Origin of the sequence: Kaistella rhinocerotis (assembly GCF_030243905.1) — a bacterium.
In the GTDB taxonomy this organism is placed as follows: domain Bacteria; phylum Bacteroidota; class Bacteroidia; order Flavobacteriales; family Weeksellaceae; genus Kaistella; species Kaistella rhinocerotis.
Window position 1 is genome coordinate 219979 of sequence record NZ_JASSYY010000002.1, and the last position, 22784, is coordinate 242762.

21 protein-coding genes are annotated in these 22784 nt (G+C 43.4%); 9 read left to right on the forward strand and 12 right to left on the reverse strand.

Annotation, left to right across the window (positions count from 1 at the left end; translation table 11 throughout):
• Positions 1-73: 73 nt before the first annotated feature.
• Positions 74-448 carry an energy transducer TonB gene (locus QEP06_RS06210; RefSeq protein WP_285269538.1) on the forward strand — a complete coding sequence of 125 codons (375 nt, stop codon included), beginning with the start codon at positions 74-76 and terminating at the stop codon, positions 446-448.
• 38 nt (positions 449-486) lie between these two features.
• Here QEP06_RS06210 and mutS read toward each other — a convergent pair whose 3' ends face one another.
• Positions 487-3066 carry a DNA mismatch repair protein MutS gene (gene mutS, locus QEP06_RS06215; protein WP_285269539.1) on the reverse strand — a complete coding sequence of 860 codons (2580 nt, stop codon included), beginning with the start codon at positions 3064-3066 and terminating at the stop codon, positions 487-489.
• 60 nt (positions 3067-3126) lie between these two features.
• On the opposite strand from mutS, the gene QEP06_RS06220 reads away from it, so the two are divergent.
• On the forward strand, positions 3127-3663 hold the full coding sequence (locus QEP06_RS06220; RefSeq protein ID WP_285269540.1) for an RNA methyltransferase: 537 nt from the start codon (positions 3127-3129) through the stop codon (positions 3661-3663).
• Between the two features lie 52 nt (positions 3664-3715).
• Here QEP06_RS06220 and QEP06_RS06225 read toward each other — a convergent pair whose 3' ends face one another.
• The 3 genes from QEP06_RS06225 to QEP06_RS06235 all read right to left on the reverse strand — a co-directional run bounded on the left by QEP06_RS06225 (position 3716) and on the right by QEP06_RS06235 (position 6555).
• On the reverse strand, positions 3716-3988 hold the full coding sequence (locus tag QEP06_RS06225) for a YtxH domain-containing protein (protein ID WP_285269541.1): 273 nt from the start codon (positions 3986-3988) through the stop codon (positions 3716-3718).
• A 197-nt stretch (positions 3989-4185) separates the two neighbouring features.
• A complete protein-coding gene (gene pruA, locus QEP06_RS06230; protein ID WP_285269542.1) occupies positions 4186-5811 on the reverse strand; it encodes an L-glutamate gamma-semialdehyde dehydrogenase in 1626 nt (541 codons plus the stop codon).
• Positions 5812-5898: 87 nt separating this feature from the next.
• Positions 5899-6555 carry a metal-dependent transcriptional regulator gene (locus tag QEP06_RS06235; RefSeq protein WP_285269543.1) on the reverse strand — a complete coding sequence of 219 codons (657 nt, stop codon included), beginning with the start codon at positions 6553-6555 and terminating at the stop codon, positions 5899-5901.
• 329 nt (positions 6556-6884) lie between these two features.
• On the opposite strand from QEP06_RS06235, the gene QEP06_RS06240 reads away from it, so the two are divergent.
• Positions 6885-7916, forward strand: a complete 1032-nt coding sequence (locus QEP06_RS06240) for a threonine aldolase family protein (protein WP_285269544.1) — start codon at positions 6885-6887, stop codon at positions 7914-7916.
• Positions 7913-9256 (forward strand): M20/M25/M40 family metallo-hydrolase, encoded by a 1344-nt coding sequence (locus QEP06_RS06245; RefSeq protein ID WP_285269545.1) that lies wholly within the window; start codon positions 7913-7915, stop codon positions 9254-9256. The genes QEP06_RS06240 and QEP06_RS06245 overlap by 4 nt, the downstream gene beginning before the upstream one ends.
• 51 nt (positions 9257-9307) lie before the next feature.
• Here QEP06_RS06245 and QEP06_RS06250 read toward each other — a convergent pair whose 3' ends face one another.
• Entirely contained in the window at positions 9308-10123 is an 816-nt protein-coding gene (locus QEP06_RS06250) for an enoyl-ACP reductase FabI (protein ID WP_251832714.1), read from the reverse strand.
• Between the two features lie 104 nt (positions 10124-10227).
• Entirely contained in the window at positions 10228-10527 is a 300-nt protein-coding gene (locus QEP06_RS06255; RefSeq protein ID WP_285269546.1) for a hypothetical protein, read from the reverse strand.
• Between the two features lie 192 nt (positions 10528-10719).
• Here QEP06_RS06255 and QEP06_RS06260 point away from each other — a divergent pair, with 192 nt between their 5' ends.
• Complete coding sequence (locus QEP06_RS06260; protein WP_285269547.1) at positions 10720-11277, forward strand: DNA-3-methyladenine glycosylase I; 558 nt, start codon at positions 10720-10722, stop codon at positions 11275-11277.
• Positions 11278-11304: 27 nt separating this feature from the next.
• Here QEP06_RS06260 and QEP06_RS06265 read toward each other — a convergent pair whose 3' ends face one another.
• The 3 genes from QEP06_RS06265 to QEP06_RS06275 all read right to left on the reverse strand — a co-directional run bounded on the left by QEP06_RS06265 (position 11305) and on the right by QEP06_RS06275 (position 13255).
• Positions 11305-11766, reverse strand: coding sequence for a hypothetical protein (locus tag QEP06_RS06265; protein ID WP_285269548.1), 462 nt, complete (start codon positions 11764-11766; stop codon positions 11305-11307).
• A gap of 216 nt (positions 11767-11982) precedes the next feature.
• On the reverse strand, positions 11983-12837 hold the full coding sequence (locus QEP06_RS06270; RefSeq protein ID WP_285269549.1) for a nucleoside phosphorylase: 855 nt from the start codon (positions 12835-12837) through the stop codon (positions 11983-11985).
• An 88-nt stretch (positions 12838-12925) separates the two neighbouring features.
• Positions 12926-13255 (reverse strand): translation initiation factor, encoded by a 330-nt coding sequence (locus tag QEP06_RS06275; RefSeq protein ID WP_285270070.1) that lies wholly within the window; start codon positions 13253-13255, stop codon positions 12926-12928.
• A gap of 114 nt (positions 13256-13369) precedes the next feature.
• Between QEP06_RS06275 and QEP06_RS06280 the strand changes: the two genes are divergently transcribed.
• Genes QEP06_RS06280 through QEP06_RS06295 form a run of 4 tightly spaced genes read left to right on the forward strand, consistent with a single transcriptional unit; the run spans position 13370 to position 19657 of the window.
• A complete protein-coding gene (locus QEP06_RS06280) occupies positions 13370-13825 on the forward strand; it encodes a transcriptional regulator (RefSeq protein ID WP_251832710.1) in 456 nt (151 codons plus the stop codon).
• A 2-nt stretch (positions 13826-13827) separates the two neighbouring features.
• Positions 13828-15057: an efflux RND transporter periplasmic adaptor subunit gene (locus QEP06_RS06285; RefSeq protein ID WP_251832709.1), complete on the forward strand. Its 1230-nt coding sequence runs from the start codon at positions 13828-13830 to the stop codon at positions 15055-15057.
• Positions 15057-18206, forward strand: a complete 3150-nt coding sequence (locus QEP06_RS06290) for an efflux RND transporter permease subunit (protein ID WP_285269550.1) — start codon at positions 15057-15059, stop codon at positions 18204-18206. The genes QEP06_RS06285 and QEP06_RS06290 overlap by 1 nt, the downstream gene beginning before the upstream one ends.
• A 35-nt stretch (positions 18207-18241) precedes the next feature.
• Positions 18242-19657, forward strand: a complete 1416-nt coding sequence (locus QEP06_RS06295; RefSeq protein WP_285269551.1) for an efflux transporter outer membrane subunit — start codon at positions 18242-18244, stop codon at positions 19655-19657.
• Between the two features lie 65 nt (positions 19658-19722).
• On the opposite strand, the gene ypfJ is transcribed toward QEP06_RS06295, so the two are convergent.
• The 3 genes from ypfJ to QEP06_RS06310 all read right to left on the reverse strand — a co-directional run bounded on the left by ypfJ (position 19723) and on the right by QEP06_RS06310 (position 22775).
• Positions 19723-20574: a KPN_02809 family neutral zinc metallopeptidase gene (gene ypfJ, locus QEP06_RS06300; protein ID WP_285269552.1), complete on the reverse strand. Its 852-nt coding sequence runs from the start codon at positions 20572-20574 to the stop codon at positions 19723-19725.
• 91 nt (positions 20575-20665) lie between these two features.
• A complete protein-coding gene (locus QEP06_RS06305; RefSeq protein ID WP_285269553.1) occupies positions 20666-22054 on the reverse strand; it encodes an ArnT family glycosyltransferase in 1389 nt (462 codons plus the stop codon).
• Entirely contained in the window at positions 22041-22775 is a 735-nt protein-coding gene (locus QEP06_RS06310) for a glycosyltransferase (protein ID WP_285269554.1), read from the reverse strand. Before QEP06_RS06310 ends, QEP06_RS06305 begins: the two co-directional genes overlap by 14 nt.
• Positions 22776-22784 lie beyond the last annotated feature (9 nt).

Here is a 22784-nt window from a genome sequence, read left to right on the forward strand (position 1 = left end):
CTTTACAATTAATCTGCAACAATTTATGTTAAATAAAATTATAGTATTATGCTCTCTTTTGGTCACCAGTATTATGTTCGCACAGGTAAATGACAACGGTGACCAGCTAAACGAGGTAGTAGAAACCGCTGATAAAATTCCCGAGTTTCCCGGAGGCATCTACGAATATCAAAACCAGTTTGTAAAAGCTTTCAGATACGAAAAATTCGAAGGAAAAGGAAAACTACGGACTACTGTTATATTTATACTTGAGAAAGATGGTTCAATAACAGATGTGAAAGCTCTGGGAGGCAGTCAATTATTAAATGATGAAAGTATCAGAGCCGTAAAAAAGATTAAAACAAAATGGATTCCGGCAGAAATTAATGGCGAAAAAGTGCGATTTCGTTTGAGATTTCCTTTTAGTACGGAAATTGATCAGCCTATCCACATCCCACTCACGCTTTAGCCGGATTCAGTACTATCCAAATCTTCAATCAGCGCCCGTCACTTCCCAATCATCTTTTTTATCGAATTCAGCTTCATCAAAGCTTCTATCGGCGTCAGTGTATTGACGTCGATTTTTGTGAGTTCCTCGCGGATATTCTCCAAAACAGGATCGTCCAGCTGGAAAAATGACAGCTGCATGTTCTGGTCTGTCAAAGCTTTTGTTTTCCCCTTAGAACCGCTCTGGCTGCGGCTTTTTTCCAAAGTTTTCAACACTTCGTTTGCACGGTTCACTACTTTAGAAGGCATTCCTGCCAGTTTCGCCACATGAATCCCAAAACTGTGTTCGCTGCCGCCCGGAAGCAGTTTCCGCATGAAAATAATGTTGCCTTTGTTCTCTTGGATAGAGACATGAAAGTTTTTAATCCTTTCGAAAGTCACCGTCATTTCGTTCAGTTCATGATAATGGGTCGCGAACAGCGTTTTGGGCTGAGTCGGGTGCTGGTGCAGGTATTCAGCAATTGCCCAGGCAATTGAAACACCGTCGTACGTTGAGGTTCCGCGCCCGATTTCGTCTAAAAGGATCAGGCTTCGTTCCGAGATATTATTTAGGATATTCGCCGACTCATTCATTTCCACCATGAAGGTAGATTCCCCGGCTGAAATATTGTCTGTGGCACCGACACGGGTGAAAATCTTGTCTAAAAAACCGATCTCAGCATGTTTTGCAGGCACAAAACTGCCGATCTGCGCCATCAGACAGATGATTGCGGTTTGTCTGAGAATCGCAGATTTACCCGCCATGTTGGGGCCGGTCACCATGATGATCTGCTGCGCGTCTTTATCTAAAAACACATCATTCGGAATGTACTTTTCACCGAGTGGCAGAGCATTTTCAATGATCGGATGACGCGCTTCCTTTAAATTGATTTCAAAACTTTCATTCAATACCGGACGCGTATAGCTTTCGGAAACCGCGAGTTCTGACAGTCCCACACCACAATCTAGCTCGGCGATTATTCGGGAATTGGCCTGAACGGTGTCAATATAAATCATCGCTGTATCACAGACTTTGCGGTAAAGTTCAGCCTCAATTTTCAAAATCTTTTCTTCCGCGCCCAAAATCTGGTCTTCGTAATCTTTCAGTTCCTGCGTGATATAGCGTTCCGCATTCACCAGCGTCTGTTTTCTGATCCAATCTGCGGGAACTTTGTCTTTATGCATATTCCGGACTTCAATGAAGTAGCCAAAAACATTATTGAAACTGATCTTCAGACTTGAGATTCCGGTTCGTGCAATTTCACGTTCGCACATTTCATCCAGAAAACCTTTTCCTTTCGTCTGTAAACCGCGCAAATGATCGAGATCTTCTGAGATGCCCGGTTTTATCACACGTCCTTTGGCTAAATTTACGGGAAGTTCATCATTTAGATAATTCTTAAGAAACTCTATCAGTTCATCAAGATTATTTAATGGCTCAAGCCAAGCCAAAACCTCATCAAACGGATGAAGCAAAGCTTTGATTTGCTGAATGTTAATCAAACTCTGACGCAGATATCCGAGTTCCTTCGGGCAGATTTTTTCCGAAGCGAGTTTCCCCATCAGCCGGTCCAAATCTGATATTGATTTCAGGAGCTGCTGGATTTCATATTTAAGTTGGTCTTCCTGGTTGAAAAACTCAATTAAGCTAAGTCGGCGGTTGATTTCTGCAACAGATTTCAACGGAAGAATCAGCCTTCTTCTGAGCAGACGACCGCCCATCGGTGTCGAGGTCTTATCAATGATATCGAGCAAAGATTTCCCCTGCGGACTGCTAGGCGACAATATTTCAAGATTCCGAAGCGTAAAATTATCCATCATCAGATAATCTTCCTGCGGAATGAGCCGGATGCGTGTGATATGCTGCAGCAGCGCGTGATGCGTATCTTCCACCAAATAGGCAAAAATAGCGCCGGCGGAAACAATTCCTAACCTGAATTCCTCAATTCCGAAACCTTTTAACGAAGCAGTTTTAAAATGATTGGTCAGCTTCTCATAGGCATAGCTGTGTTGGAATGCCCAATCTTCAAGTTTGAAAGAATTGCGGTTCTTCAGCTGAGTAGGAAGTTCTGTGGTGCGCTGATAAATGATTTCGGAAGGATCGAATGTGTGAACGATGTGCAGAAGTTTCTCAAGATTTCCCTCTGAAACCAGGAATTCACCCGTAGAGACATCGAGCAAAGCCATTCCGTATTTTTCCTTTTCCTTATGAACGGAAAGCAAAAAATTGTTCTGTTTTGAACTTAAAACCTGCTCATTAAAAGTTACGCCAGGCGTCACAAGCTCGGTCACGCCACGTTTTACAATTCCTTTTACGGTTTTCGGATCTTCAAGTTGGTCACAAATCGCCACGCGTAAACCCGCACGCACGAGTTTTGGGAGATAAGAATCCACCGAATGATGCGGAAAACCGGCCAACTCAATGCTGCCTTCCCCATTGGCTCTTTTTGTCAGCACGATGTCCAAAATCTGGGAAGCGCGGATCGCATCTGAGCCGAACGTCTCATAAAAATCACCCACTCTGAACAGCAACAGCGCATCCGGATATTTCGCCTTGATGGTATTGTACTGTGTCATTAGAGGGGTTTCTTTTTTAGCCATCGTAGAGTTGTAATGGGCGCTGAAGCCTTTATTTTAATTAATTTTGCCAAAAATACGAAAATGTCATCCCCGAAGAAACTTAAACTCGAAGAATTGGGCCGAATAGATGTTGAGGCTTTCAAACAGACCCAAAAAATCCCGGTAACGGTAGTGTTGGATGATGTTCGAAGCATGCACAATGTCGGCGCCGTATTCCGCACTGCCGATGCCTTTCTCATCGAAAAAATCATCCTTTGCGGAATTTCACCTCAGCCGCCACACCGCGAGATCCACAAAGCCGCACTTGGCGCAACCGAAAGTGTAGACTGGATCTATGTAAAGGACATTTCGGAAGCTTTAAATAATTTAAAATCAAAAGATTACCAGATCATCGGAATTGAACAGACTTCAAATTCTAGAATGATGACTGACTTTGAAATATTAAAAACCGAAAAATACGCGGTTGTTTTAGGAAATGAAGTGGAAGGTATTTCCGATGGTGTTCTGACACAAATTGATACATTTTTAGAAATTCCGCAACTTGGCACCAAGCATTCTCTGAATGTTTCGGTGTGCGCGGGGATTGTCATGTGGGAATTCTTCAAAGCATTAAAATAAAAAATCCCGCCTTGTATAAAGCGGGATTTTTCTTTTTAAGCTAACTTATTTCCTAGAAGCTGCTTTGATTTTGAGTATCCGGTGCACCCGCATCAGCGGTAGCTTGATTAGAATTCGTTGCTCCGGCAACTTTATCCTGAACCTGTGAAGCCATATCGCTTGCTTTAGATTTCAGGTCTGTACCGAATTTACTGAAATTGTCTTTTGCGGTATTCAGTGTGTCTTTCACCGCCTGCTTCTGCTCTGGAGTCGAATTTTTATACTTCCACCAAGCCACTGCGCCTACGCCCAACAATGCTAATAAGCCATTTCTTTTACTGCTCATAATTTTAAGTTTTATAATTAATATTTTGTTATCCAATTACTTGTAAAAACTGTGCCACGTCAATTTATCGCTTCACAAAAATTTGTTAATTAAGTCTGGGCCCGGTCAAACCTGTATTTTTTGAAATTGTGAACTGTCAACCTTAAAACAAAAAACTCTGCCAAAACGACAGAGTTTAAATTATTTTGACATGAATTTTATCCCAAATAAGGGTATTTGTAATCTTTTGGAGAAACAAAAGTTTCCTTAATGCTTCGTACAGAAGTCCAGCGCAATAAGTTCATTTTTGAACCGGCCTTATCATTTGTTCCTGAAGCTCTGGCTCCGCCGAATGGCTGCTGACCAACAACCGCGCCGGTTGGTTTGTCATTGATGTAGAAATTTCCGGCAGCGTTCTCCAGTGCGTTATATGCTTCCTCGATTGCGTAACGGTCCTGCGCGAAAATGGAACCTGTAAGTGAATAGATAGACGTTTGATCTACCAGTTTCAGTGTTTCTTCCCACTTCGCATCTTCATAGATATAAATCGTAAGAATTGGTCCGAAGATTTCTTCGCATACAGATTCGTACTGGGGATTTGTAGTTTCAATCACCGTCGGCTCCACGAACCAGCCTTTGCTGTCATCGCATTTACCGCCAAAGATTACAGTTGCGTCCGAAGCCTGTTCTGCACGTTCGATATAGCCTTTGCATTTTTTGAAAGAAGCTTCGTGGATTACCGCGTTCACGAAATTCGAAGGATCTTCCGGACTCCCCATCTTCACAGTTTTAAGCTGCGCACCCATGATTTCTTTTACTTCAGCCCAAAGAGATTTTGGGATATAAGCACGTGAAGCAGCAGAACATTTCTGGCCTTGATACTCAAATGCGCCACGCACCAAAGCGGTTGCTACAGCAGCAGGATTTGCGGTATGGTGAACCATAACGAAATCTTTTCCACCGGTTTCACCTACAATTCTTGGGTAGGTTTTATAATTATGGATGTTATCACCGATCATCTTCCACATTCCCTGGAATACGGAGGTTGAACCTGTAAAATGCAGACCAGCAAAATCAGGATGTGCGAGTACTTTCTCTGCAGTTTCTTTACCGTCTGTAAAAATCAGGTTGATTACACCTGCAGGAAGCCCGGCTTCAATTAAAACTTCCATGATAACCTGCGCTGAAAGAACCTGGCTGTTTGAAGGTTTCCAAACCACCACATTGCCCATCATTGCCATACATGTTGGCAGATTTCCGGCAATAGCGGTAAAGTTGAACGGCGTTACAGCAAAGCAAAAACCTTCGAGCGGACGGTATTCTGAACGATTCCAGATACCCGCGTCAGAAACCGGCTGTTCTGCGTAAATCTCGGTCATGAATTCCACATTGTAGCGCAGAAAATCAATAAACTCACAGGCTGCATCGATCTCAGCCTGATGAACGTTTTTACTTTGCCCGATCATCGTCGCAGCATTCAGACGGTCTCTGTATGGCCCGGCAATAAGTTCTGCAGCCTTAAGAAAAATCGCTGCGCGGTGCTCCCAGCCCAGTTTGTTCCATTTTTCTTTTGCAGCCAACGCTGTATTGATAGCATCGTCTACGTGCTGCATCGTACCTTTATAGTAAAAGCCAAGGTCGTGTTTGTGATCCTGCGGCGATGATATAGCAACTTTTTCATCAGTTGTTACTGCCTGGCCATTAATGAACATCGGGATTTCCCATTTTTCGCTCCACATTTTCTTATACGTGGAAATAAGCGATTTCACCTCGGGAGATCCGGGCTCGTAAGCTCTTACCGGCTCATTCACAGCAAACGGTACCTGAGAGATTGCTTTACTCATATCTTTAAATTTTTTTACGATTAATATTAGAATGTTATGCACAAAGTTAAGCCAATTGCCGCAATGTGCCAAAAGCCCGCCTGCTTGCTACAGGCGCTCTTTCACCAGGATTTTCTCGCAGATAATCTTGCTTAGAATCGCCTGCTCATCGCCAATTCGAACGGTCATCGACCGGTCATACCTTTCAATCAGAAGGATTTCGATTTCTTTTCCCAGTTCCAGTTTTTTTTCTGTCAGATAGGTCAGAAAATCGTCGTCGCTTATGGTGACCGACGTGAAAATAAATACCTTTCCGGTGCTGCACTCGCTGAGCTTCAGCAGGTCCTGCGCGATAATGACGCCGTCTTTATCGGGAATCGGTTCGCCGTGCGGATCATATTTGGGAAAATTGAGCAGTTCATCCATCTTATCAAAAAATTGCTCTGAATGTATATGTTCGAGTTGCTCTGCAATTTCATGGACGTTTTCCCAGCCAAAATTCATTTTTTCAACCAAAAACATCTCTGTCAGCCGGTGTTTTCTTACGATTTGCGCGGCCTGTCTTTTACCTTCCGAGGTTATTTCGATCGGTTTATAACTTTCATAAATAACCCATTTTCTGGTTGCGAACTTTTTCATCATATTGTTCACACTGGGCATTTTCACATTCAGGAATTTGCTGATCTCATTTACAGTCACGGTATTTTCGGTGGTGGTGAGATGAAAGATTGCTTTAAGGTAGTTTTCCTCGGTAAGAGACAGCATATATTAGATAATTTCCTGTACAAATCTAACAATTAAATCTAAACATAAAAAAACGCGCTTCATTGAAGCGCGCCGCATAACCCTTAAAACACATAGGATGGATGCCATTTACCCTTATATCACGTTTAAATCGGAAAACTGGTTATTAGTTTTTTTTAGGGGGCAAATTTTCTATCACAAAATTCACCCATTTATGTAGAGAATCCACAGTTATTCAACTGATTCATCACCGCTAAAAAACCCGATTTTTATCCTACATTTATACCACTGAAAATAACTAGTTAATTATTTTGTCTATAATTATTGCTGGGTAATACTTATATAAATCAATGAAATATTCATTTAAAAACGATTACGCTGAAGGCGCGCATCCACGGGTGCTGGAGGCGCTTGCACTTACAAATCTTACCCAACAGAACGGCTATGGTCTCGATGATTACTCGCAGGAGGCGCAGCGACTGATAAAACTGCAAATGGAAAGTGAAAATTCTGCCGTACACTTTGTGTCAGGCGGAACCCAAGCCAACCTGATCGCAATCTCAGCTTTCTTAAAACCGCACGAAAGTGTGGTGGCCGCCGATACCGGGCATATTTTCACCAATGAAAGCGGCGCGATAGAAGCTACCGGCCATAAAGTTCATGGGATTTACAGCGAAGACGGAAAGCTGAAACCTGAGGATATCCAGAAAGTGATTGATGCGCATCAGAATATTCCGCATCAGGTGAAGCAAAAATTGGTTTATATTTCAAACTCCACGGAAATCGGGACGCATTACTCTAAAAATGAACTGAAAGATTTGTATGCATTCTGTCGGGCCAAAAACCTCTTCCTGTTTATGGATGGTGCACGACTTGGCAATGCTTTGATGGCCGACAACAATGATTTAATTTTAAAAGACATCGCGGAATATACGGACGCATTTTACCTGGGCGGAACGAAAAACGGCGCGCTGATCGGCGAAGCGATTATTATAAACAACGCGGAGCTTCAGGATGAGTTTGGCTATCATTTAAAGCAAAAAGGTGCGCTGCTTGCGAAAGGCCGTTTGCTCGGAATACAGTTCCAGGAACTTTTTCGGGAGGGTTTATATTTCGAATTGGCCGCGCATGCAAACCAACAGGCGATGAAACTAAAATCAGCTTTTCGGGATGCAGGCTGCGAAATGCTTTCCGAAACTTTTACCAACCAAATTTTCCCAATCCTTACGCAGCAACAAATTGACGCACTTTCTGCTAACTTTGATTTTTACATTTGGAAGAAACTCGAAGACGGACGCGCAGCCATCAGGATTCTTACTTCCTGGGCAACCCCGCTTGAAATGGTGGATAAATTCATTGCAGAAATAAAAAATATAAAATGAAAAAATTAGTTCCTTTAATAATCCTGCTGTGCTGCAGCCATCTAAAAGCCCAGCAACCTGTAGTTGATCCGCAAATCAGCGATTTTGTGAAAAACGCAAACAAAGATTCCCTACGCGCAAACGTAGAAAAGATGGTAAGTTTCGGCACGCGTCATACCATGAGCTCTACTACAGACCCAAAAAGAGGAATAGGGGCAGCCAGGAACTGGGTGTTAGCGAAATTTCGGCATTATGCAAAAAATTCCGGAGGGCGGATGGAAGTCTATCTTCAAAATCAGGATCTGAAACCGGATGGAAAACGGATTAACAAGGTTACCAATCTTGGAAACGCCATCGCGCTTCTGAAAGGTACGGACCCGAATGACAAACGGATCATCATCATGTCCGGACATCTCGATTCACGCGTTTCCGACGTGATGGACGCACAAAGTGACGCGCCCGGCGCGAATGATGATGCGAGTGGCGTTGCTGCGGTAATTGAAGCAGCGCGTGTGCTAAGTACATCAAAATTTCCCGCATCAATTCTTTTTGTGGCAGTATCCGGCGAAGAACAAGGACTTTTGGGTGCTAAAATGCTTGCTGATCAGGCGAAAAACGAAAACTGGCAGGTTTTGGCAGTTTTGAATAATGACATGATTGGCAATAACACTTTTGATCAGACCAATAAAGGCGAAAAACCTAAACTGCGGGTTTTCAGTGAGGGATTGCCCGCGATTGATACAGAAAAAGCTGCGGCCGGACTGCGGGCACTCGGACTTGAAAACGACGGTGCGGCACGACAACTGGCGCGTTATACCAAAGAAACCGGTGAACGCTATGTGAAAGATATTGATATTAAACTGATTTACCGTAACGACAGATTTCTGCGTGGTGGCGATCATACACCGTTTGTCAATCACGGTTTTACGGCTGTGCGGCTGACGGATTGGTTTGAGAATTACGATCACCAACATCAGGATATCAAACTGGAAAATGGCAAACAGTACGGGGATTTAATTAAATTCATGGACTTCGATTATTTAAAGACAAATACCGAAGTGAACGTAGCGGTTTTGGCGAATCTTGCAAAGTCTCCGCAACAACCGATGAACGTAAAGATGGCTGTGCGGGAACTTACCAACAGTACGGCGCTGCGCTGGGAAAAACCCGAAATTGGCAAGGTGAAAGGATATAATATCCTGATCCGCGAGACCAGCAGCGCGGTTTGGACTGAAAAAATTTTCACCACTGAAACTTCCGCTACAGTTCTGTATTCAAAAGATAATTTCCTGTTTGCGGTGCAAAGCGTTTCCGAAAACGGCAACGAAAGTCTTCCTGTGATTCCGCAGGTTTCGAGATAAAAAAAATTCCGCTTCTGAAAAAGCGGAATTTTTTATTTATAATTGAAGGAATTAACCTTCGAAATCTTCAAATTTGTCCACGATTTTCTGTGAAACTCCTGTATTACTGAATCCTCCGTCGTGGAAAAGGTTCTGCATCGTCACTTTTCTCGTCAGGTCAGAGAACATACTCACGCAATAGTTCGCACAATCCATCGCATCGGCATTTCCGAGTGGCGACATGCTGTCAGCGAAATTAAAAAACCCGCTGATTCCTTTCACACCCGCACCCGCTTTAGTCATCACTGGCGACTGAGAAATGGTGTTCACGCGCACTTTGCGCTCGCCCCAATAGTAACCGAAACTTCTGGCGATGCTTTCAAGATAAGATTTGTTGTCGGCCATATCACCATAATTCGGGAAGGTGCGCTGTGCAGCGATGTACGTAAGGGCAAGAATAGATCCCCACTCGTTCATGATGTCTTTGTCCCAGGCCGCTTTCATCACTTTGTGGAATGAAACCGAAGAAACATCCCAGCCTTTTTCAAGGAAATCGTAATTGAGGTCGGTGTAAGCTTTTCCTTTTCTGATGTTCACAGACATACCGATGGAATGAAGGATGAAGTCTATTTTCCCGTATTTTTCCTGAGCATGCGCAAACAGTTTTTCGAGATCTTCCACTGATGTTGCATCTGCAGGCACAACGTCCGATCCCGTTTTCTTCGCGAGTTCGTCGATTTCGCCCATTCTCATTGCAATAGGAGCATTAGACAGGATAAATTCCGCACCTTCTTCATGGCATCTTTCTGCCACTTTCCAGGCAATTGACTGATCGTTCAGTGCGCCGAAAATAATTCCTTTCTTCCCTTGTAGTAATCCGTATGACATAGTAATCGTTATTATTTCTCACAAATTTAGAATTTTTATTGCTCAAAGCATAAAAAAAGGGAACCAATTTCTTGGTTCCCACATCTAACTATATGAAATTATGATTAGTTGGTGCTCTTTCTCCATTCAGCTTTTACATCTTCCCCCGCGTCTTTCACGTCATCTGCTGCGTCTTCAGTCCAGTCTTTGGTTTTTTCCCAGGCGTCAGATACAGCATCTTTGGTATCTTCCCACGCATCTTTAATATTTTCTTTTGCACGGGCCATCCAACCTTCGCTTGTTGCTACACGATTATTTCTTTTTTCTTCACGAATGTAATCTTTCGCACGTTCTGCATAATCGTTTACTGTCCACTTTGTCTGATCGACTGCTCTTTCGGCGTCGTTGTAATCTTGTCTGTCCATAATTAATTATCTTTTTTGTGATTAATGAATGAAAAATGATATTTGATGTTTACTGTTTATCAAGTTCTATTCCTTAACCATTTAATGAAAAGTTAAAGTATTCTTAACATAAAGCCAATATGATTAAATTAATGACCACTTTTAAATATTTTAAATTGATTCTGTTAAATTTTTAAATTTGAATAAAAAAGAATGGAAAAAATTCGCTGCGCGTGGTGCGAAAAAGATGATCTCTACAGAAAATATCATGACGAGGAATGGGGCGTACCCGTCTTTAATGATCAGACAATTTTTGAATTTTTGGTGCTCGAAAGCTTTCAGGCCGGACTTTCATGGCACACGATACTCAAAAAACGTGAAAATTTTAGAAGTGTATTTGATGATTTTAACTATAAAAAGATCGCGCACTATTCTGAGGAAAAAGTTGAAGAACTGATGCAGGATGCCGGCATCATCCGGAACCGCCTGAAAATTTTAGCAGCAATAAATAATGCGCAGCGCTTCGTGGAAGTACAGCAGGAATTCGGTACTTTTTCTAAATACATCTGGAATTTTGTGGACGGAAAACCCGTAATTAACCATCCTCAGATTTTAAAAGATGTGCCTGCAACAAGTACGATTTCCGACAGATTAGCCAAAGACCTGAAAAAACGCGGCTTTAAATTTCTAGGCTCGACGGTGATGTACGCGCACATGCAGGCGACGGGAATGGTGAACGATCATGTGGCGGATTGCCATTGCCGAAACTGACATTTGAACAGTCGGCAGCTTTCCCAATCAGTATCTATCCTTTAAGACTCTCTCCGAGTATTCTTTGCCAATTATTTTAGCGTCCACCAATTTTATTACGTAAAGCAGAAATGACGGAGTTTGCTTTAGCGGCCTGGGTACTTTATGAAGAGAGTGACTGTAAATATTTATCTTGCCATCAAGCAGTAATGCGGCAAACTGTTCATTTAATTTCTTTAAATCAATCTCAGAAAGTATTTGGAATTCAAAATTGAAAGTTCGGCTGTCGATACATTTAATGCGTACAAAATTATTTTTCCCGATATAGTTCCATGGGCCAAAAAAACTGGAAGCGCCCGGATATCGCTGTTGACCCTTGAAAAAATTAGTCTCAATCATCATCGAGCGTATTTCCGGGTATAAAATTTTCACTACACCTATCTGTACCTGATCTTTTTCGAGAGAAAATACGCCGGCTATTTCTGCATTCAACTTTTCATAGTCAAACATCGAATAAATTATCAAAGCAAAAAGAGAAACGCAGAAAAGAAGCATTGTGATTTCAACCAGTTTGCCTGTAGCGAACTGTATGGCGGAGAATAAAGCAATAAAAAGAAGAAGACTAATAAACTGGGCATTTGTAATTGACCCTAATATATTCTTCTTCCTCTTGATTATACTAAATTTCATCATAAAAATGCCGAAGGAAATCTTCAGCAATTAGGTTCATTTAATGATTCGCTCCAGCACCCACTCGATCATATTTTTCTCCGAAGCCTGATGATCTGCCGAAAACTCGCCGCGGCGACGATTGGCTATAACCGCATTTACAGTCAAAGCTTTATGTCCCAACAATTTAGAAAGTCCGTAAATTGCTGAAGTTTCCATCTCGAAATTTGTAATTCCCAGATCATTCAAAGTTTCCAGGAACTTATCGTCGAGTGCTTTCAGACGGAGCTGTCGGCCCTGCGGCGCGTAAAAACCTGGAAATGTAGCGGTGTTTCCATGGTATTTCGCGTCTTTATAATAATCTGAAATATCTTCAGCCCAATCAGCAAAATAAAGCATTGGTTTTATTTTTTCGTAGGGGAATTTGTCAAGAAAATTCCGTGAAAACTCATTTTCAAACTGGTAATCCTGATAAAAATGCAGCAAACCGTCAAGACCGACCACATTTTTAGTGACCAGCATATTGTCAACTTCTACATCTGGATTTACACTTCCGCATGTGCCTAACCTAAACAGCTGCAATGCTTTATGTTCAGATTTGAACTCTTTTTCCTTAAGGTCGATATTTACCAAAGCATCGAGTTCGTTCATCACGATATCGATATTTTCGGTCCCGATTCCGGTTGACATCACAGTGATTCTTTCACCACGCAAGGTGCCGGTATGCGTATAAAATTCACGTTTGTTTTTTTTGATTTCTACCTTGTCAAAATATTTCGAAACCTTCGGAACGCGGTCAGGATCTCCAACCAGGATTATTTTATCTGCGATATCTTCGGGTAGAAGGTTAAGGTGATACACACTGCCATCCGGATTCAAGACAAGTTCGGAGGCGGCCAGTTTGTTAAGCATAATTTGTTGATTTAATTAAAAAAATCCTTTCAGAAAAAAGGATAATAAAGGTAAGAAATATTTCGGTGAAAAAGTGTGCTTCCCGCGTCTATCCGCCTACCCGTTTGGTTTTATAACCCATGTCATTGAGTATTTTCATGATCTTGTCGCGGTTATCACCCTGAATTACAATCACTCCGTCTTTCGCGGATCCACCGATGCCGAGCGTGGTTTTTATTTTCTTTGAAATATGTTTTAAATCATCATCAGAACCTTCGAAACCTTCGATGAGGGTTACCGGTTTTCCGTGGCGGCCTTTTTTCTCGAATTTGCAGATGAGCGGTTCCTTCTGCACGGAGATTTCTTTCTCTTCCTCAAGTTCGAAATCTTGCTCTTCATGCGTCGGAAAGAGCTTTTTCAGTTGATCACGTAAATCCATAGGCAAATTTAGTAAAATAAGATTTCCGCCAAATCTTAAAGTTTTCATAAACACAAATTATGGTTCGCTTGGTTCCGAACTAAACATTTATATTTGCGGGTTATTTAATTAAAAATGCCATCAACGCTACATATTGACGAAGAAATTTTCCAGGATATGGTGAGATTTTATGGTGAGACATTCAATCTTCCACCGCTTTCTGCCAAGATTTATTCGTATCTCATTTTCGATTTTGAGCGCAAAGGAATTTGTTTCGATGACTTCATCCAAATATTTTCCGCGAGTAAAAGTTCGGTTTCGGCAAATCTGAATTTATTGCTGAATGCAGAACTTATCCGCGATTTCAACACGATCAACGGTCGGAAACGGCTTTTCATGATCAACGATAATTATATCAACATCCGCTTTTCCGCGATTATAAATAAAATGAAGCAGGAATTACTAATTTTGGATAACCTGCAGAAATTCCGTGGCTGCGCGAATGAGACTGACGTCAACCGCTTCCTCATTTACAGACAGTTACTGAATAAAAACATTGAAACCATAGAAGAAACCCTCGATAAAATCTAAATATGAAAAATACAATATTTATACTTTCCTTTTCGCTGCTCAGCGTCCTTTCCTGTAAAAAGACCGACGAAAAACCACCGGAAGGACCGAAAGAGTTGCCTGTGGTTCAGGTACAGGTAAGAAATGTCACCGGCTATCAGTCGTTCCCGGCATCTATTCAGGGTCGCGTAAACAACGATGTGCGTGCTAAGATCCAGGGCTATATCACTCAGGTTTTGGTCGATGAAGGACAATATGTTACGAAAGGGCAACCTCTTTTCCGTCTGGAAACCAATACACTTACGCAGTCTGCCGGCGCGGCCAGAGCAGGTGTAGGTGCGGCGCGATCGGGTGTTTCTGCAGCAAGAGCCAACATCAATGCTGCGCAGGCAGAAGTAAACGCTTCGCAAGTGGAGGTTAACAAACTCATTCCATTGGTGCAAAAAAATATCATCAGCAACGTTCAGCTTGAAACAGCGAAAGCAAATCTGGCAAGTTCACAGGCAAAACTGGCGCAAGCGCGCGCGGCAGAACAGCAGGCAGCTGCAGGCGTTTCTGAAGCTACCGCCAATTATCAGGGTGTACAGGCCAATATCGATTATTCTGTAATCCGTGCGCCGATTTCCGGCGTCATTGGGAAACTGCCGTTACGCGTTGGAAGCCTTGTAGGTCCGAATGACCCTACACCTCTGACCACGGTTTCAGACACGAGCGGTATTTACGCATACTTTTCAATGAACGAGCGAGAATATCTGGACTTTCTCGAAGATTCAGTGGGAGCCACAGTTCCTGAAAAACTAAAAAATTTACCTATGGTTGAATTGGTATTGGCGAACGGCAGTACTTATTCCGAAAAAGGAAAAATTGAGGCGGTGACGGGTCAGATAGATCCGCAAACCGGTACTATTCAGTTCAGAGTTTCATTTAAAAATGCCGATAAATTGCTGACCAACGGCAACAGCGGCACCATCCGCGTTCCAAAACTTTATGATCAGGCCCTCGTGGTTCCTGAAAGTGCCACATTCGAGCAGCAGGGTCTCGTTTACGTTTACCGGGTTGAAAAAGATACCGCGAAAAACATCCTCATTGGCGTCACAGACCGTGTAAACAATATGGTTGTAGTGAAAGACGGCGTGAAAAAAGGCGATCCAATCGTAGCGCAGGGTGTTGGGACTTTGAAACCCGGCACGGCAGTGAAATCCAAGCCCGCCGATTTTGATGAAATAGTAAACGCTATAAAACCAATATTCTAATGGTAAAGCAGTTTATAAACAGGCCGGTTGCGGCCAGTGTAGTTTCGATATTGATAATCATTCTCGGAGTTTTGGGCTTGCAGGCACTTCCTGTCACCCAATATCCGGATATTGCGCCACCAACCGTCAGTATTAATGCAAATTATACCGGTGCGAGTGCCGAAACGGTGATGAATAGCGTAATTATTCCGATTGAGGAGCAGGTAAATGGTGTTGAAGGCATGGATTATATTACCTCCTCGGCTAGTAATAATGGTTCGGCAAACATCCAGGTGTTTTTTAAACAAGGCGTTAATCCCGATATTGCAGCTGTAGAAGTTCAGAATAAAGTTCAGCGTGCTTTACCACTTGTGCCTGCTGATGTAACACGATCGGGTGTTACTGTGCAGAAACAGCGTACAAGTGCGCTGATGTTCCTCTCATTTTATACTGACAATAAGGACCTTGACGAAGTTTGGCTTCAGAATTATTTGAATATCAACATCATACCGGAACTTAAAAGGGTAAACGGTGTGGGTGATGCGCAGGCATTTGGCGGGAAGAACTTTTCAATGCGTGTTTGGCTTGATCCTGCCAAGATGGCGGCTTATTCACTTGAACCTTCCGATGTTACCGCAGCAATCAACGAACAGTCACGCGAAGCGGCTGCCGGACAGCTCGGGCAGAACAGCGGAAATGCGTTCGAGTACGTGATTACCTACAAAGGTAAATTCGATGAATCGAAAGAATACGGTGATATCATATTAAAATCCCTCGGAAATGGCCAGTTTCTGACGCTTAAAGATGTCGCGGAAATCAAACTTGATGCGCAGTCTTACAGCTCAATCGGTGAAAACAACGGGCGCCGCTCCGTGAGTATGGGTATTTTCCAGACGCCGGGTTCCAATGCACAGGATATCATTAAAGACATAAAAGTTTTCCTCGAAGAAAACCAGAAAACAATGCCTGAAGGCGTTGGTTATACCATCAACTTTGATACAAACGACTTCCTGGAAGCATCGATTGGTAAGGTTGTAACCACGCTACTTGAAGCTTTCCTTCTCGTATTTTTGGTGGTATATATTTTCCTTCAGGATTTACGTTCCACACTTATTCCGGCGATCGCAGTACCTGTTTCCATTGTAGGTTCATTCTTCTTCCTGAACCTTTTGGGATATTCATTAAATCTGCTCACGCTTTTCGCGCTGGTTTTGGCCATCGGTATCGTTGTAGATGACGCCATCGTAGTTGTAGAAGCCGTTCACGCCAAGATGGAAAACGGTTTTGCCGATGCAAAGAAAGCCACTGTGAGCGCGATGGACGAAATTACCGGCGCTATTATTTCCATTACACTGGTAATGGCTGCGGTTTTCATTCCGGTAACCTTTATCACAGGACCTACCGGTGTATTTTATCAGCAGTTTGGTATTACATTGATTGTTGCGATCCTTATTTCCGCGGTGAATGCATTGACTTTAAGTCCGATGCTTTGTGCCCTGTTCTTAAAACCGAATGCCGCACATCATAAGGAATATTCTCAAATGAACTGGCTGCAGAAATTCTTCTTTAAATTTAATGTGGCCTTTAAATCAGCCACAGACAGATACGGACGCTCATTTGTATTTCTCCTTCGACACAAGTGGGCTACACTGGTGATCTTTGCGGTTGGCGGACTCTTTTTCTGGTGGGCGAATGCGAATATGCCGTCAGGATTTGTACCGAAAGAAGACCGGGGAATTATTTTCACAGATGTTTCACTACCGCCAGGAGCCTCGATGGAAAGGACATATAACGTACTGAAAGATCTTCAGGATGAAGCAAGAAAGATTCCGGGCGTGGCAAACGTTACCTTCACCGCAAGCCGCGGATTCATGTCGGGCAGCGGTTCGAATGCGGGACAGGCTTTCATCAGGCTAAAATCTTTTGATGAGCGTGCAAAAGAAGATGATCAATCTGTAGAGGCCATTACAAAAAGACTTTTCGGTTTGGCCGGGAAATATCCTGATGCGAAAATCGTATTCTTCTCGCCGCCAAGTATTCCGGGTTTTGGTAGCAGTGATGGCTTTTCAGCGGTTCTTTTAGATAAATCAGGCGGAAACCTGAAACAACTTGACGATGCGGCCCGAAACTACTTGGGTGCTTTGATGCAGAGACCTGAGATTCAGTTTGCGCAGACTTCATTCAACACCAACTATCCGCAATATGAAATGGTGATTGATGTGCCAAGGGCTAAGGAAACCGGCGTTTCTGTGTCGGATATCCTAAGCACAATGCAGGGTTATGTGGGAGGCGTATATGCCGCGGATTTTACCAAATATGGAAAGCAGTTCCGGGTAATGGTACAGGCATTCCCCGATGCTAGGAATGAACCTTCTGATCTGAGCAGTATTTTCGTAAAAACCGCTTCGGGCCAGATGGCGCCTATTTCCCAGTTTGTAACGATGGAAAAAACTTTCGGACCGAAATCTGTAGAACGATATAACCTGTTTACGTCCGTATCGATGTCCGGGTCGAACAATCCTGGTTACTCCACCGGTGATGCGATCCGAGCCGTGCAGGAAGTAGCTGCCGAACATTTGCCCGCTGATTATGTAGTGGAATTCACAGGCCTTTCAAAAGAGGAATTAAGCGCCGGATCCCAGACAGCGGTCATATTCCTGCTGAGTTTGGTTTTTGTGTACTTTATTCTGGCGGCACAGTACGAAAGTTTCCTGTTGCCTTTGGCCGTAATCATTTCGCTGCCACTTGGTGTTTTCGGTGCTTATTTCGGACAGAAAGTTGCCGGGCTGGAGAATAACATTTACTTCCAAATCGCTTTGATTATGCTTGTCGGACTTTTAGCTAAAAACGCAATTCTGATTGTTGAATTCGCTGTTCAACGGCGTCATCACGGTGAAAGCCTTTCGATGGCGGCGATAAATGCGGCAAAAGCACGTCTGCGTCCGATTTTGATGACTTCATTCGCGTTTATTTTCGGGATGTTACCACTGGTCTTTGCTTCCGGAATTGGTTCGGTAGGTAACAGATCAATCGGGACTGGTGCTGCGGCGGGACTTCTGATCGGTACTTTCTTCGGATTACTGGCAATTCCGGTGCTGTTTGTGATTTTCCAGTGGTTACAGGAAAAAGTGAAACCCATCAAGGCGAAGGAAATCAATTTAGCTGAATAACCCTAAGACTCGCGTCATTAATTAAAAACAAAAAAATGAAAGATAAGTTGCGTACAAAAAACATACTTTGGCTCGTGGGCGCATTGGTTTTGCTGTCCTCGTGCACAGCGCGGCAAAAGTATGAACGCCCCGCGGACGCAGTGAATGGGGACCTGTTCCGAACTGATAAGCTGATATTGGATTCTTCAAGCCTTGCCACGGTTTCATGGCGCGAAATCTTCACCGATCCGGTACTACAGCGCCATATTCAGCAGGGACTGGAAAACAACCTCGACATACGACTCGCACTGCAGAATATCACGCGTGCCGAGGCCTATTTAAAACAAAGTAAAGCAGCCTACCAACCTACAGTGGCTGTTGGTCCTTCCTATACATTCCAAACACAGTCGCTGAACACGCAGCTAGGCCAATTGGGTGGCGGTACGCGAAGGTACAATGATATATTTGACCTTAGCGGCGACGTCTCATTGGACCTCGATATCTGGGGCAGAATGAAAGCTGAGGAAAGAGCCCGTACGGCAGAATATTTCGGTTCTGTAGCTACACATCAAGCGGTGAAAAGCGATTTGGTGGCGGCTATTGCGTCCGCATATTATCAGCTACTCACATTCGATGAGCAAAAACGGATAATTGGTGAGACCATTTCCCTGCGTCGCAAAAACCTTGAAACCACGCGCGCACTGAAAGAAGCCGGAACGCTGACCGAAGTTGCCGTACAGCAGAGCGAAGCATTGGTTTACAATGCAGAATCTATGCTAATAGACACCAATACCCAAATAGAACTTCTTGAAAACGCGATGAGCTACCTTCTCGCGGTTCCTTCGCAAAGAATTGAAAGAACTACGCTCGCCCAGCAAAAGATGCCGGCAAACTACAAACTTGGCTTCCCTGCAAACTTGCTTGCAAACCGCCCGGACGTTCGTGCGTCAGAGTATAATTTAATGTCAGCCTTTGAACTTACAAATGCGGCAAAAGCACAGTTTTATCCCACACTTCGGATCACGGGAAGCGGCGGCCTTCAAAGCCTGGCGATAGATAACCTATTCAGTGCAAATTCATTGTTTGCGAATGTGATTGGTGGACTTACACAGCCTATTTTGAATAAAAGGCAGATCCGAACGAACTATGAAGTAAGCTTGGCAAACCGTGAAAGTGCTTATCTGAATTTCCGCAAGACTGTATTGCAGGCCGGACGAGAAGTTTCTGATGCTTTAAAAGTTTACGAGGCGCAGGATCAATTTATTGATTTAAAGAGAAAAGAACTCGCGGCTTACCGGAATTCTGTGGAATATTCTCAGGAACTCGTCAATTATGGTATGGCCAATTATCTTGAGGTTTTAAATTCGTCGGTGAATTCACTGAATGCAGAACTGAACATCTCTAATGCTGAGTACAACAAAATGCGCGCTGGCGTAGAACTGTATCAGGCTCTAGGCGGCGGATGGCGCTAAACTGAAAATAATATGAATTAAAAAAGCTGGAAATATTTTCCAGCTTTTTTAATCTAAACTATTTTTTACTTAAGTAATGCGTTAAAAGTATCACCCTGGCGAATATCGCCGGTGTTATAACCTTTCATAAACCATTCTTTTCGCTGAGCCGAACTGCCATGCGTGAAACCTTCCTGGTTTACGTACCCTTGAGAACGCTTCTGAATATTATCATCACCTACGGCTTCTGCTGCAGAAATAGCTGCCTCAAGATCGCCTGGCTCTAAAATTTTCTCGCGGTTGTCTGTGTATTTGGCCCAAAGTCCGGCATAGAAATCTGCCTGAAGTTCAGTAGCAACAGATACACGGTTCATTTCACTTTCAGAATATTGGCCACTGCGACGCAACTGATCGGTTTTCTGTAAGGTGCCGAGCAGATTTTGCACGTGATGCCCCATTTCGTGAGCCATCACATAAGCTACTGAAAACTCGGTAACCTGTGCGCCGAATCGCTGCTGCAGTTCTTTGAAAAAACTCATATCCATATACACCGTTTGGTCTGCCGGACAGTAGAAAGGACCCATCGCCGCCTGCGCGGTGCCACACCCCGACTGCGTCATCTGCTCAAACATCACCACTTTGGCAGGTTCATACTGCATCCCGTTTTCCTGAAAGATTTGATTCCAACTACGTTCGTTTTCAAAGGTGATCATCTGTACAAATTCACGAACTTTAAGTTCATCCGCAGTGAGGTCGCGCTGTTCCGTTTGTGGACCCATACTGCCGCCACCGGATAATATTGCGGATGGATCGCCTCCAAGGAAGAATACGATAGCCGCAATGATCATTGTGCCAAGACCACCACCTACAAGCATTCCGCCACCACCTGAGCCGCGTCTGTCATCTACATTTCCACTCCGGTTATTTGTCCATTTCATAATAGTTTATTTTTTGAATATTAAATGTACAAAAAATATACCCCGAATGTAAAACACGGCGCGTAACGCTAAGTTGAGTTTTAAAAAATGATTAATGAAACCTGTACAGAAGGCTTTTTTTGCTTTCGCCAACTTTCACCAAATCAGGCGAAGCCGGGAGTGAGGCCTTATCGCGTTTACGAACGAGCAGAAGAAAATCCTGGTTATTTGTCTTGAGACTGTCGAGCTTTTCGGCGGGAATGGTTTTCACACGGCCCCGGCTGTAAAACTGGCTAGAATATGTCTTTTCAGAGAGATAAAACAGGTTTTCACCTTTATAATCTCTCAGGATATACTTGTCTGTGTTTGTGTTATTTTCAAACACACCGGGAACAAATGCAAGCAGAATAATTAAAACCGAAAGCGCCGGCAGAACCAATGCCGAATAGATGTAGGTTTTCTTATTTTTAATATTTTCAAAGTATGTTGCCACAAAAAGCGCGAGCGGGAAACAGCACGGAAGGATATAGGTGTGAATGAGGCTTTTGGATGAAGTGAAGAATACAGGTGTCCAGAGGATCCAAAGGGCAAGGAAAAGCAGCCAACGGTCTTTCAGGATCACTTTAGGTTGACGCACTATTTTATTTGCAAAAAACAAGATCCACGGCAGTGCAAGTGAGAAAAGGAAGACCCAAATAATACCAAACGGCTGAATTTTCGGGAAACCATACTTGTCACCTGTCCAGGAAGCATCAAAAAAACGTTTGTAATGTTCGCCGACAAAAAAGTATTCGAGGAAGCCGGGAGTAGTTTTTTCCGCCAGCCAATACCATGGAAATGCAACGGCAAATACTATTAAAATGCCAATAAGCCACGGGAACGAAAAAAGCACTTTTCTAAAAGATTTAAACCAAACTGTCCAGGCAAAGAGCGGTGGACCCGTAAGTAAAAGGATGATGGGTCCTTTCGCCAAGAATCCTAAACCAATAGCCATAAAGAACAGATAGCGCCAGATTCGTTTTCCGTCATTCACCGTTTCCCAGAACGAAACCATCATCAGTGTAATCGACAAAAGCAAAGTCATGTCTGTGGAAACTACACCTACGTGCAGCAGGAATTCAGGAAGGGTAAAAAGCACAAAAGCCGGAAGCAGCAACGGCACGCCCGCACGTTTTGCGAACGGCTTCATGAGCCAAACAAGCAAAAGTGAGATTGCAAATGCCGGAAATCTCACCGCAAATTCATTTACACCAAAAATCTTAATTGAGATTGCTGAAAGCCATGTGGATAAGGGCGGCTTTGCCCAAAACGGCGTGTCATAATCGATCTGTGGCGTGATCCAGTTGCCGGTGTCAGCCATTATTCTTGCAATTTCAGAGTAGCGCGCTTCAGTTTGATCCATCAGCGGGATCAGTGCATTAAGAAGAAGTCGGGCCACGATCATTACGGCCAGGGCTACTTTATAGAAGTTTGGATGATTATAAAATTCAGTTCTGCGCATTGCGGTATTTTTTAGCGATTAGAAAAAGATCGGTCCAAAGCCTAAAAAAGTAGGTGAACTTTACTTTAGATTCAGCAACATCATGCCAGCGCTGAAGCGGAATTTCGCGGCAAACCCGTGACATGTTTGGGCCACCAAATCTGTTTTTAATTCTGAAAAATATCTCCACATCAAACAGCCAGCGTGAAAGAAAACCCTCTGTAAAAACTTCCCGCGCCACATCTGCGCGCAAAACTTTGCAGCCACACTGCGTGTCGTACACTGCGAAACCAAGCGCTTCGGAAATAAATGTCGCGATGACACGCCCCACGTAGTGACGGTATTTTTTGCGCGAAATTTGGTTGTCAATCTTTGAAATTCGGGCGCCAAATGCGAAAACTACATCGCCAGAAATATTTTCGGAGATTGAGATCCATTCCTCGAGTGAAGTAGCGAGATCGGCATCGAGGTAACCGATGCTCTCGTAGTCATGCTCCAAACATTTAAGCACGCCAGCACGCACAGCAGCTGCCTTGCCCACATTCTGAATTAAATCAACAATCTGCACGTTTTCCTGAAACTGTAGCTGCAGATTCTTCAGAACGGCAACCGTATCATCCGTAGAACCATCATTTACAAAAACCAGCACGCACGAAACCTCATTTTGCAGGAAACTGGCATATTCTGCCACAGGCAAACGCGTAGATTCATTGTAACACGGTATTACGACGGCTTTATTCAAAAATTCAAA

What these genes read in the sequence shown, in the direction of transcription:
- QEP06_RS06210 (WP_285269538.1), top strand. Translation starts at nt 74, where the DNA reads ATGTTCGCACAGGTAAATGACAACGGTGACCAGCTAAACGAGGTAGTA.
- mutS (WP_285269539.1), bottom strand. Translation starts at nt 3,066, where the DNA reads ATGGCTAAAAAAGAAACCCCTCTAATGACACAGTACAATACCATCAAG.
- QEP06_RS06220 (WP_285269540.1), top strand. Translation starts at nt 3,127, where the DNA reads ATGTCATCCCCGAAGAAACTTAAACTCGAAGAATTGGGCCGAATAGAT.
- QEP06_RS06225 (WP_285269541.1), bottom strand. Translation starts at nt 3,988, where the DNA reads ATGAGCAGTAAAAGAAATGGCTTATTAGCATTGTTGGGCGTAGGCGCA.
- pruA (WP_285269542.1), bottom strand. Translation starts at nt 5,811, where the DNA reads ATGAGTAAAGCAATCTCTCAGGTACCGTTTGCTGTGAATGAGCCGGTA.
- QEP06_RS06235 (WP_285269543.1), bottom strand. Translation starts at nt 6,555, where the DNA reads ATGCTGTCTCTTACCGAGGAAAACTACCTTAAAGCAATCTTTCATCTC.
- QEP06_RS06240 (WP_285269544.1), top strand. Translation starts at nt 6,885, where the DNA reads ATGAAATATTCATTTAAAAACGATTACGCTGAAGGCGCGCATCCACGG.
- QEP06_RS06245 (WP_285269545.1), top strand. Translation starts at nt 7,913, where the DNA reads ATGAAAAAATTAGTTCCTTTAATAATCCTGCTGTGCTGCAGCCATCTA.
- QEP06_RS06250 (WP_251832714.1), bottom strand. Translation starts at nt 10,123, where the DNA reads ATGTCATACGGATTACTACAAGGGAAGAAAGGAATTATTTTCGGCGCA.
- QEP06_RS06255 (WP_285269546.1), bottom strand. Translation starts at nt 10,527, where the DNA reads ATGGACAGACAAGATTACAACGACGCCGAAAGAGCAGTCGATCAGACA.
- QEP06_RS06260 (WP_285269547.1), top strand. Translation starts at nt 10,720, where the DNA reads ATGGAAAAAATTCGCTGCGCGTGGTGCGAAAAAGATGATCTCTACAGA.
- QEP06_RS06265 (WP_285269548.1), bottom strand. Translation starts at nt 11,766, where the DNA reads ATGTTTGACTATGAAAAGTTGAATGCAGAAATAGCCGGCGTATTTTCT.
- QEP06_RS06270 (WP_285269549.1), bottom strand. Translation starts at nt 12,837, where the DNA reads ATGCTTAACAAACTGGCCGCCTCCGAACTTGTCTTGAATCCGGATGGC.
- QEP06_RS06275 (WP_285270070.1), bottom strand. Translation starts at nt 13,255, where the DNA reads ATGGATTTACGTGATCAACTGAAAAAGCTCTTTCCGACGCATGAAGAG.
- QEP06_RS06280 (WP_251832710.1), top strand. Translation starts at nt 13,370, where the DNA reads ATGCCATCAACGCTACATATTGACGAAGAAATTTTCCAGGATATGGTG.
- QEP06_RS06285 (WP_251832709.1), top strand. Translation starts at nt 13,828, where the DNA reads ATGAAAAATACAATATTTATACTTTCCTTTTCGCTGCTCAGCGTCCTT.
- QEP06_RS06290 (WP_285269550.1), top strand. Translation starts at nt 15,057, where the DNA reads ATGGTAAAGCAGTTTATAAACAGGCCGGTTGCGGCCAGTGTAGTTTCG.
- QEP06_RS06295 (WP_285269551.1), top strand. Translation starts at nt 18,242, where the DNA reads ATGAAAGATAAGTTGCGTACAAAAAACATACTTTGGCTCGTGGGCGCA.
- ypfJ (WP_285269552.1), bottom strand. Translation starts at nt 20,574, where the DNA reads ATGAAATGGACAAATAACCGGAGTGGAAATGTAGATGACAGACGCGGC.
- QEP06_RS06305 (WP_285269553.1), bottom strand. Translation starts at nt 22,054, where the DNA reads ATGCGCAGAACTGAATTTTATAATCATCCAAACTTCTATAAAGTAGCC.